Below are 9,916 nucleotides of genomic sequence, written 5' to 3'. Positions count from 1 at the left end.
AACCCGCAGGGCCACCCACCTACACGCCGGTGCGCACTAACTGAACGGTATTGCGGTTAAGGCGCGGGTAGTGGTCCAGGTGCGCAGGGCATGAGAGTCAGCCTTCGCCGATTGAGGCGCGACGAGCCGCCAGACGCGGGTAGTGATCCAGGTGCGCAGGGCACGGGAGTCAGACGTCGCCCGTTGAGTCGCGACGAGCCGCCAGACGCGGGTAGTGATCCAGGTGCGCAGGGCACGGGAGTCAGACGTCGCCCGTTGAGTCGCGACGAGCCGCCAGACGCGGGTAGTGATCCAGGTGCGCAGGGCACGGGAGTCAGACTTCGCCGGTTGAGGTGCGACGAGCCGCTAGGCGAGGAGCCTCGAAACCCCGTGAGATGACAATGTCCGCAACAACTTCCAACCGGGAGGCTGTTGCGGACATAGTCGTCGTACGGGGTTTCGAGGCTCGCGAGCTCGCACCTCGACCGGCAATGGGGGACCACTGCAGGTCGAGGTGCGAAGCCGAGATCAGCTGCAGGCCGGGATCGCGTCACCCTTGCCCTGGATGGACAACAGCGCGCAGAAGGTGGCGGTGGCCACTCGCCAGGTGCCGTCGACCTTGACGGCCTGCCCGGTCTGGTCCGGCAGTGCGGGGGTGCCGTTGAGCAGCAGGTCGTAGGTGACGTCCGCGTTGGTGTCGTCGGTCAGCGTCACACCCTTGACGGTCACCGTGGTGCCCTGTGCCTGCGGATCGGCGGCCATCCCCTGGAGCACCTGGGCGAAGCCCTCGGAGTTCTCGATGAGCTTGGTGCGGTCGGCGGCCGGCGCCTTGCCGTTGAAGAAGGTGGTGTAGGCCTCCGTGATCTCCTTGGTGACCGCCGGGTCGGCCGGAGCAGCGGCCTTGGAGGACTCGGCACTGGTCGATGCCGCAACCGAACTGGTCGTGCTCGGTGCCGAATCCGAATCGTCGTCGGAGCAGCCGGCGGCCACGCCGACTATGAGTGCCGCGGCACAACATGCCGTCAGTGCCCGGGTCAGCCTTGTTTGACGCATTATGCGTTCCCTTCTCCAGTGACGACGTAATCTCTACGTCGCCCGGTGGTGTCGAGATGACCGCTAACCGTGGGCGCGGCCTCGGCGGAAATGCCGTTCTCGCAAATGAGAGTACAATACACAGATCCGATCCGGGCCATCTTCGCGAACTTTTCTCACCGCAGTTTGTCCTTCATCCGCGCCAGATCGGCCAGCACGGGATAGCCTCCCACGCTCAGCGCGTTTCCGTGCCCGGTCTGATGGATGTCGAACACCGACTGGATGGCCGCGTAGAAGCCCTGGACGTCGAGCGTCTGGTTCACCGCCCGTTTGGCCTGCCGCAGCCCGAAGGCCGGCATCGACGCGATCTGACGCGCGAGTTCGCTTGTCTCGGAGTCGAGTTGGTCGCGTGGCACCACCCTGTTGACCATGCCGGTCTGCTCGGCCTCCTGCGCCGTCAGCGGGCGCCCGGTGAACAGGATCTCCTTGGCCTTCCGTGGACCGAGCTCCCAGGTATGCCCGTGGTACTCCACCCCGCCGATGCCCATCAGCACCACCGGATCGGAGAAGCTGGCGTCGTCGGCGGCGACGATCAGGTCGCACGGCCAGCACAGGAGCAACCCGCCGGCGATACATCGCCCTTGCACGGCGGCGATGCTGGGTTTCGGGATGTTTCGCCACCGCAACGAATAGTCGAGATACCGCCGGGATTCGTGCGAATACACCATTTCCAGCGTGATCTTGTCCGGCACCGGTCCGTCACCGCCGAGTTGATGCCCGGCGGAGAAATGTCTGCCTTCGGCGCGCAGCACGATCACCTTCACGTCGTCGTCGGCGGCCGCCCGGGTCCACGCCTGATCGAGTTGGTCGAGCAGTTCGGCATTCTGCACGTTCGCCACCTCGGGCCGATCGAGGGTGATGGTGGCGATGTGGTCGGCGACCTCATACCGGATGTACATCGACGGTCACCGTCGCGGCATGCCGAGGATCCGCTCGGCGATCACATTGCGCTGGATCTCCGACGTTCCACCGGCAATCGTGTACCCGAAGCTGCGCGCATAGCGCTCGAACCAACTTGCGTACAGCATTTCCAGATCCATGTGGCAGTACGGGGCGGTCAGTGCCGGATGCACGAGGCCGTCGATGCCCTCGGCGGTGAAGGCATGTTCGGTCGCGCTCTGCACGGCCTCCGAGCCGAGCAATTTGAGCACCGACAGCGACGGTGTGTCCTGCTCCCCGCGCGCCGCGCGGGCCAGCGCCTTGGACCCGAGCAGCCGCAGCGCGTACGAATCCATCACGAGGGTGGCGTAGCGGTCCTTCTCCAGCGGGGTGCCGGGCCGAAAATCGCGCAGCAGATCCTCGAGACGGTCGGCGAAGCTCAGCCACAGCAGAGTGCGCTCGTGACCCAGCGAACCGTTGGCGACGGTCCAGCCGTCGTTGAGGTCGCCGATGAGGTTCTCCGCGGGTACCCGCACGCCTTCGAAGAACACCTCGTTGAAGTCGTGATCGTCGCGGGAGGCGATGGACCCGAACGGCCGCCGCGTCACCCCGGGCGTGTCGGTGGGGATCACCAGAACGCTGATCCCCTTGTGCTTGGGCGCATCCGGGTCGGTCCGCACGAAGGTGAGCAGCACGTCGGCGTGATGGGCCCCGGAGGTCCACACCTTCTGGCCGTCGACGACGAAATGGTCGCCGTCGCGACGTGCCCGGGTGCGCAACGACGCCAGGTCCGATCCGGCACCGGGCTCGCTCATGCCCAGCGCCGCGGTGATCTCGGCGCGCAGAATGGGAACGGCCCACCGCTGCTTCTGTTCCGGAGTCCCGAAGGTGAGCAGCGAGGCGGCGATGATGCCCAGCCCCTGCGGGTTGTAGCTGTGGTAGATGCGCCGGCGCGAGAGTTCCTGCAGGTGCACGAACTGTTCGACGATGCCCGCGTTGCGCCCGCCGAACTCCGGCGGATTACCGGGCAGCAGCCACCCGGCCTCGAACTGTGTTCGCTGCCAGGTGCGGGCCCACGCGGGGATGTCGGCACTCGAGCGGGGCCGCTCCCCGGCGTCGGCCTCCGCGGGCAGGTTCGCATCGAGGAACGCGCTGAATTCCGCACGGAATTCCTCGATGTCGGCGTCAAAGCTGAGTTGCACGGTACCCCTCCGTGATGAGTGCGCGATGGTGGTCGGCGCCGCCGAAGAGCAGGTCGGCGGCCTTGGCGCGTTTGAGGGCGAACTGCAGGTCGTTCTCCCAGGTGTAGCCCATCGCGCCGAACAGCTGGTAGCCGTTGCGGAATACCAGCGACTGGCATTCTCCGGCAGCGGCTTTGGCCATCGAGGCGGCCAGTTGCGCCTCCGCGGTGTCCGCGGCGATCGACAACGCGGCGAAATGCGTCAGCGCCCGGGCGCGTTCGATCGCGACGTGCATGTCGGCAGCTTTGTGCTTAACGGCCTGAAAGCTGCCGATGGCGGCGCCGAATTGTTCACGGGAACCGACGTGTTCAAGTGTCAGGTCCAGGATCCGTTGGCACGCACCGACAATCGTGGCCGCCAAACCGACGAGCACCCGGCGCCGGGCGGCATCGACGTCGACGGTCACCCGGCGGTCGTCGGCGACACGAACGCCGGTGAAGCTCAGATCGGCCACGTGCAGCAGCGGATCGAAGATCGGTACCCGGCGTGCGGTGACCTGCTCGGCATCCACCACGAACACCCCGGCACCGGTCACCACGGCGATCTGCCGGGCGCGGTCACCGTCGACCACCGACCGGGCGATGCCGTCGAGCACCCACCCGTCGCCCACGCGGGCGGCGTTCACCCCGGAATAGGCGGCGGCACCTGCGTGCCCGTCCGCAGGAGTGGTGCCGGTCAGCGGCGCGAAGTGTGTCATCGTCGCCAGATAGGGGGTGGGGTCGCTCGCCCGCCCCAGTTCTTCGAGCGCGATCGCCAGTTCCACGGTCTCGGCGACCTCGGCGAGCTCGGTCCAGCCCTGTGCCACGATGGCGCGCCACAGCGGATCCGGGTCGGAGCCGTCCTCGACCACCCGCCGCACCCAGCCGGGTGAGCATTCCTTGGCCAGGAACTCCTGGACCGTCTTCTGCCACAGCCGCTGATCGGAGTCCAACTCCAGAAGCATCCATCCACCTCTCGCTGAGAATCAGGTTCTCGTAAACAAAGAGTAGCGTATCGCGTCAGAGATGGACATCACCGCGCGAATCCGCTAATGACAGTCCGCTTGCGGCTAGACTGCCCCGTATGCAGTGCCAGAACAGGACGCTCCGGACGAAGGCCCGGCCGCTGTCGTGACCGATTCCAGTGACGAGCCGGCGTGGAAGCAACGGGCCGTGGAGCGGTCGATCAAGACCGCCAAGCTCCGTGCCGAACAACGCGTTCAGCGATTCCTCGACGCCGCCCAGGCGATCATCACCGAAAAAGGCACCACTGAATTCACCGTTCAGGAGGTCGTCGACCGCTCCCGGCAGTCACTGCGCAGTTTTTATCTCCAGTTCGACGGCAAGCATGAACTGCTCCTGGCATTGTTCGAGGACGCTCTCAACAAGGCCGCCGCGCAGATCCGCGCCGCCGCCCAGGCCGAGGACGATCCGGTCGAACAACTGCATGTCGCAACGACTTTGCTGTTCGAGCTGTCGCGGCCGGACCCCACCGCCAAGCGGCCACTGTTCAGCGATTTTGCTCCGCAGTTGCTCATCACCCACCCCACCGAGGTCCGGATCGCACACGCGCCGCTGATCACCCTGTTCGCCGAACTCATGGCCGACGCCGCGGATGCCGGACGCGTGAAATCCACCATCGGAATCCGGCGGCTCGCAGCGATGACGATGCAGACGGTCATGTTCATCGCCCAGTCCAGCGAGCCCGAATCGTCCGATTCGCACCCTATTTCCGCTGACGAGGTGTGGGAATTCTGCTCACAGGGGTTCCTCCACCACTGATCGGGACGCATCCAGCATGCGAGAATATGGTTCTCGCTTGAGAGAATGATCTCCGCTACGCTGGGGCCATGTCTGCTGAGTGGGATCGACTGCTGTCCGTCCTCGACCTGAAACCCTCACCCGAGTCCGGGGACACCACCCTGGTGGGCGGTAACCTCGACCTGGATTATCACCGATTGTTCGGTGGCCAGATCCTCGCGCAGTTCGTCGCCGCGGCCCTGCACTCGTGTCCCGGCAAGTCCGTGAAGTCGCTGCACAGCACCTTCGTCAAGGAGGGACTGACCGACAGCCCGGTCACCTACAAGGTGTCGGTCCGGCACGAGGGCCGATCCTTCGCCACCACCCAGATCGACGCCGTCCAGGGCGACCCGGCCCGGGGTGAGCGGCTGATCGCCACTGCCACCGCGTCGATGCACGTGCCCGAGGACGGTCCGGACATCCAAGCCGTCGATCCCGTCCCCGCTCTGCTCGACGAGAGCTTCGAGCGGACCATCGAACTCCTTCCGTGGCAGGCACGTTCGGCCGACGACCTCGACGACCCGGCCGTCGGGCCACCCACCTACGAACTCTGGATGAAGACTCCCGAGGTACCCGAAGGCCGGGCCGAATGCATCGTCGCGTACGCGACGGACCTGACCCTGATCGGCACTGCGCTTCGTCCGGTCGAGGGCTACGACCAGCGCGGCAACGGCACCGTGTTCCTCTCGGCCGTCACCTCGCACACCCTGTGGTTCCATCGGCCCGTACGCACCGACCAGTGGCTGCTGCTGCGCCAGCACTCCCCCATCCTGACCGCCGGACGCTGCTTCGGCCGAGGCGACCTGCTCGACGCCGACGGCCGGCTGCTCGTCTCGTTCGCGCAGGAGGCGATGATGCGCGGCCTGCAACCGGCACCTCCGGCGACAACCTGAAATTATCTTCAACTCCGCCGAACGGCACTCGCACACGGCATACACTCCCCACCGGGCGGCATTCCGGCCGCCGGGTAAGGAGGCCGACATGAGCACCCCGGTGGATGACGACGATCGCGCACAGGCACTCAAAGGCGTGACCGACGACAGGTTCGCGCCGGTCACCGACATGCTGGCGGCCAACCTGGACTCGGGCGCCGAACGTGGCGCATCCCTGGTGATCAACATCGACGGTGAGAACGTGGTCGACGTGTGGGGCGGCTTCGCCGACACCGAATGCACCCGGCCGTGGGAATCGGACACCATCGTCAACGTGTGGTCCACCACCAAGACCGTCACCTACCTGTCGATGCTGATGCTCGCCGACCGTGGTGAACTCGACGTCGACGCCCCCGTCGCCACCTACTGGCCCGAGTTCGCGCAGAACGGCAAGGATTCGATCACCGTCGCGCAGGTGATGGCGCATACCTCCGGAGTGTCCGGCTGGGACCGTCCGGTCAGCGTCGAGGACCTGTTCGACGTCGACACGGCCACGGCCCGGCTCGCGGCTCAGGCGCCGTGGTGGGAGCCGGGCACCGCGTCGGGCTATCACGCGCTGAACCAAGGTCACCTGCTCGGCGAGGTACTGCGACGCATCACCGGCATCACGCTGCGCGACTTCGTGGCCCAGGAGATCGCCGCACCGCTGGGCGCCGACTTCCAGATCGGCGCGAAGGAAAGCGACTGGGACCGAGTCTCACCATTGAGCAACCCACCGGACCTGGGCGTCGACCTCGTGGCAATGCTCGGACCGGACCACCTGGCCGTCAAGACTTTCGGCGGGCCTGCGGTAGCCGGCATCGACGCCAACCGGCCGGAGTGGCGCAACACGATCATCGGTGCCGCCAACGGTCACGGCAACGCCCGGTCGGTGGCCAGAATCCTGTCGGCCATCACCCTCGGCGGAACCGTCGACGGCGTCCGGCTGCTGTCGGAGAAGACGATCGAGCAGGCGCTCGCAGTACGCGTCGACGACGTCGACCAGGTATTGATGGTGCCGGTACGTCGCGGCCTGGGCTTCGCCCTCGCCGGTGCCGCCACCGCACCCGGAGTTCCTGCCGACGGCCGCATCGCCTTCTGGGGCGGCTGGGGTGGCTCGCTGATCTTCATGGACCTCGACCGCCGCATGACCTTCTCGTACGTGATGAACAAGATGGGCAGCGGCATCCTCGGCAACGAACGCAGCCTCGCCTACCTCGCCACCCTCTACAGCACCGTCAGCTGACCTCGATCACGGTCGCCGATCCCATCCCGCCCCCCGCACACATCGCTGCAACCCCGATTCCCCCTCCACGCCTGCGGAGTTCGTGGACGAGGGTGACCAGCATGCGGGCGCCGGTGGCGGCGACGGGATGACCGAGCGAGCAACCGCTGCCGGAGACGTTGACCTTTTCCGGTTCGATCTCCAGAAGCTTCACGCAGGCAACACAATTGGCGGCGAAGGCCTCGTTGATCTCGAACAGGTCGACATCGTCGAGCGACAGACCTGCGCGTGCAAGCGCTTTCGGGATCGCGGTCACCGGCGACAGACCGGTCTGCGACGGTTCGACGCCCACGTTCGCCCACGACCGCACCGTGGCGAGCGCGGGCAGACCCAACTCGCTTGATGCGATCGCGAGCAGCGCGGCGGCATCGTTGGCTCCGCACGCATTTCCGGCGGTGATGGAGAATCCCTCGATCTCCGGGTGCAGCGGTTTGAGCGCGGCCAGCTTCTCCGCGGTGGTCGTACGGCGCGGATGTTCATCGATGGAGAACAGCCCACGCGGGGTCTTGATCGGCACGATCTCGTCGTCGAATCGCCCTTCGTCGATCGCCGCGATCGCCTTCTGGTGCGACCGCAACGCCCAGGCATCCATCTGCTCGCGTGAAATCCCGGCCGCCACAGCGGAGTTCCAGCCGACGGTGATCGACATGTCCCGGTTGGGGGCGTCCGGCTCATTCGGGTGAGTCGGCGGCATCCACGGGTCGATCCATTCGTCCTCACCCACCCGTAGCTTCGACTTGGGTGAGGTCGACGCCGAATTCACCCCACCTGCCAGGATCAGCGAATCCATGCCCGCCCGAATCGATCCGGCGGCCGACTGCACCGCCGACAGTCCTGCGGCGCAGTGTCGGTTGTTGGCCAGCCCCGGTACCGTCCGCAGCCCAGCGGTGATCGCGGCATGGCGCGCGATTACACCGCCGCCGTAGAGCCCCTCACCCAGGATCACGTCGTCGATCTCGGCGGTGTTGCCCAGCGCCCCCACGTGGGCGGCAACCGCCGACACGATGTGCTCGGCGAGGTCGAACGCGTCGGTATCGCGCAGGCTGCCCTTGCCCGCGGTGCCGATCGGTGTGCGCCGGGCGGCGACGATGACTGCTTCTGGCACGGTAATGACCTTTCCTTCTCAGCTCTTGGGTGCCGTGAGCCGGGCGATCGTCGCCCGGAAGTCGTCGGTCTGGAACGAGATCTCCTCGGCCATGTTCGCGTAGTCGAGGCTGGCGAGCACGGCGCGTTCGAGATGGATGTTGAGCATCCGCTTGGTGGCCTCCACCGCCTGCTGCGGCAGGTCCATCATCTTCTTGGCGCATGCGATGGCATCGGCCAGCGGATCGTCGGACACGTGGTTGGCCAGGCCGAGCGCGACGGCGCGTTCGGCGGGGATCCGGGTGCCGGTGAGCGCGAATTCCTTGGCCTGCAACAGGCTGATCTGCAGCGGCCAGGTGAGCGGACCGCCGTCGGCGGCGACCAGCCCCACCTGTACGTGCGGATCGGCAAGATACGCGGTCGGCGCCATGTAGACGGTGTCGCTCAAAGCCACCAGGCTGCAACCCAATCCGACGGCCGGCCCGTTGACCGCGGCCACCACCGGCACCCGGCACCGGGCCATTCCCAGGACCAGTTCGCGGCCGTGGCGAATCGTCTTGGCACGCAATGCCGGATCCTCACCCAACTCGGCGAGGTAGGTGAAATCGCCTCCGGCGGAGAAAGCTTTACCCCGGCCGGTCAGCACCGCGGCCCGCACCTCGGGATCGTCGGTGAGCTGGTTCCACAGCGACGCCAGCCCCGAATGCAGATTGTCGTTGACGGCGTTGAGGGCGTCAGGCCGATTGAGGGTGATGATCCGCAACGCACCGTCCGCGGTCACCTCGATCTCGTCGGGCATTCCGTACATGTTCACACTCCCAATCCGAGTAGACGTCCGGCGATGATGTTCTTCTGAATCTGCGACGTACCGCCCATGACGCTCTGCGCCCGCGAATACAGGTACGACGACAGCAATTCCGGGTCGGAGGTACCGGTCACCGACAGCGCCGCATGGCCGACGGTCTGCTCGGTCCACGTCATCAGCAGTTTGTCGAGCGAGCCCTCCGAGGAATGCGAGACGCCGTCGAGCTGTTCGGACAGCCGTCGCCGCACATGCAGCCGCAGCATCTCGGTTTCGACTGCGGCCAAAGCCAATTCGTCGTTCGGCTCATCCGCTCGGGACACCAGCGACTGCACCGTCTTGGCATACCGGGCCACATAGCCCAGCGTCGACGGTTCACGTTCGTGCCCGACGACGGTCATCGCCATCGCCCAGCCGTCGCCGGGTTGGCCGACGATGTTGCCCGCGGGCACACGGACGTCGTCGAAGGTGACCTGCCCGAACTCGGTGGTGATTCCGCTGATCATCTTCAGCGGCCGTTGCACGATACCGGGGGTGTCCATCGGCACGATGAACGCCGAAATACCCCGGTGCCGTGGCACATCCGGATCGGTGCGGGCCAGCAGCAGACACCAGTCGGCGATGTCGGAGTAGCTGGTCCAGATCTTGTGCCCGTTGATGACGTACTCGTCGCCCTCCCGGACGGCGGCCGTGCGCAGCGATGCCAGATCCGAGCCGGCACCCGGCTCGGAGAAGCCCTGGCACCAGCGCTCGGTGCCGTCGATCATGCCGGGCAGGAAGCGTTCCTGCAGTTCCACACTGCCGTGCCGGCACAGACCGTGCAGCAGGTAGCCCAGGCTCGGCCGGGGCGGGGCACCGGCTTTGGC

10 protein-coding genes are annotated in these 9,916 nt (G+C 66.4%); 3 read left to right on the top strand and 7 right to left on the bottom strand.

Going from position 1 to position 9,916, the window contains the following annotated elements; genetic code table 11:
• Positions 1 to 507: 507 nt before the first annotated feature.
• The 4 genes from Q0627_RS00305 to Q0627_RS00290 form a co-directional block, all read right to left on the bottom strand.
• Positions 508 to 1,032: a hypothetical protein gene (locus tag Q0627_RS00305; RefSeq protein WP_291014818.1), complete on the bottom strand. Its 525-nt coding sequence runs from the start codon at positions 1,030 to 1,032 to the stop codon at positions 508 to 510.
• Positions 1,033 to 1,187: 155 nt separating this feature from the next.
• Positions 1,188 to 1,970 carry an enoyl-CoA hydratase gene (locus Q0627_RS00300; protein WP_291014820.1) on the bottom strand — a complete coding sequence of 261 codons (783 nt, stop codon included), beginning with the start codon at positions 1,968 to 1,970 and terminating at the stop codon, positions 1,188 to 1,190.
• Positions 1,971 to 1,976: 6 nt separating this feature from the next.
• Positions 1,977 to 3,152: an acyl-CoA dehydrogenase family protein gene (locus tag Q0627_RS00295; RefSeq protein ID WP_291014822.1), complete on the bottom strand. Its 1,176-nt coding sequence runs from the start codon at positions 3,150 to 3,152 to the stop codon at positions 1,977 to 1,979.
• Entirely contained in the window at positions 3,136 to 4,134 is a 999-nt protein-coding gene (locus Q0627_RS00290; RefSeq protein WP_298807121.1) for an acyl-CoA dehydrogenase family protein, read from the bottom strand. The genes Q0627_RS00295 and Q0627_RS00290 overlap by 17 nt, the downstream gene beginning before the upstream one ends.
• 166 nt (positions 4,135 to 4,300) lie before the next feature.
• Here Q0627_RS00290 and Q0627_RS00285 point away from each other — a divergent pair, with 166 nt between their 5' ends.
• The 3 genes from Q0627_RS00285 to Q0627_RS00275 all read left to right on the top strand — a co-directional run bounded on the left by Q0627_RS00285 (position 4,301) and on the right by Q0627_RS00275 (position 7,126).
• The gene (locus Q0627_RS00285) at positions 4,301 to 4,951 is read left to right on the top strand and encodes a TetR/AcrR family transcriptional regulator (protein ID WP_291018029.1); all 651 of its coding nucleotides are present in this window, start codon (positions 4,301 to 4,303) and stop codon (positions 4,949 to 4,951) included.
• A 68-nt stretch (positions 4,952 to 5,019) separates the two neighbouring features.
• Positions 5,020 to 5,862, top strand: a complete 843-nt coding sequence (locus Q0627_RS00280) for an acyl-CoA thioesterase II (RefSeq protein WP_291018026.1) — start codon at positions 5,020 to 5,022, stop codon at positions 5,860 to 5,862.
• 88 nt (positions 5,863 to 5,950) lie between these two features.
• A complete protein-coding gene (locus Q0627_RS00275; protein WP_291018024.1) occupies positions 5,951 to 7,126 on the top strand; it encodes a serine hydrolase in 1,176 nt (391 codons plus the stop codon).
• Here Q0627_RS00275 and Q0627_RS00270 read toward each other — a convergent pair.
• From Q0627_RS00270 to Q0627_RS00260, 3 genes are all read right to left on the bottom strand, one after another.
• Positions 7,119 to 8,270: a thiolase family protein gene (locus tag Q0627_RS00270; protein WP_298807120.1), complete on the bottom strand. Its 1,152-nt coding sequence runs from the start codon at positions 8,268 to 8,270 to the stop codon at positions 7,119 to 7,121. The genes Q0627_RS00275 and Q0627_RS00270 overlap by 8 nt on opposite strands.
• Before the next feature lie 18 nt (positions 8,271 to 8,288).
• Complete coding sequence (locus tag Q0627_RS00265) at positions 8,289 to 9,056, bottom strand: enoyl-CoA hydratase/isomerase family protein (protein ID WP_298807119.1); 768 nt, start codon at positions 9,054 to 9,056, stop codon at positions 8,289 to 8,291.
• A 2-nt stretch (positions 9,057 to 9,058) separates the two neighbouring features.
• Positions 9,059 to 9,916: acyl-CoA dehydrogenase family protein (locus Q0627_RS00260; protein ID WP_298807118.1), on the bottom strand; the 858-nt coding region annotated here is incomplete at its 5' end.

Origin of the sequence: uncultured Gordonia sp., from assembly GCF_937858515.1 — a bacterium.
In the GTDB taxonomy this organism is placed as follows: Bacteria; Actinomycetota; Actinomycetes; order Mycobacteriales; family Mycobacteriaceae; genus Gordonia.
The sequence above is the reverse complement of the archived record's forward strand: the minus strand, read 5'-3'. Positions and strand labels throughout refer to the sequence as shown.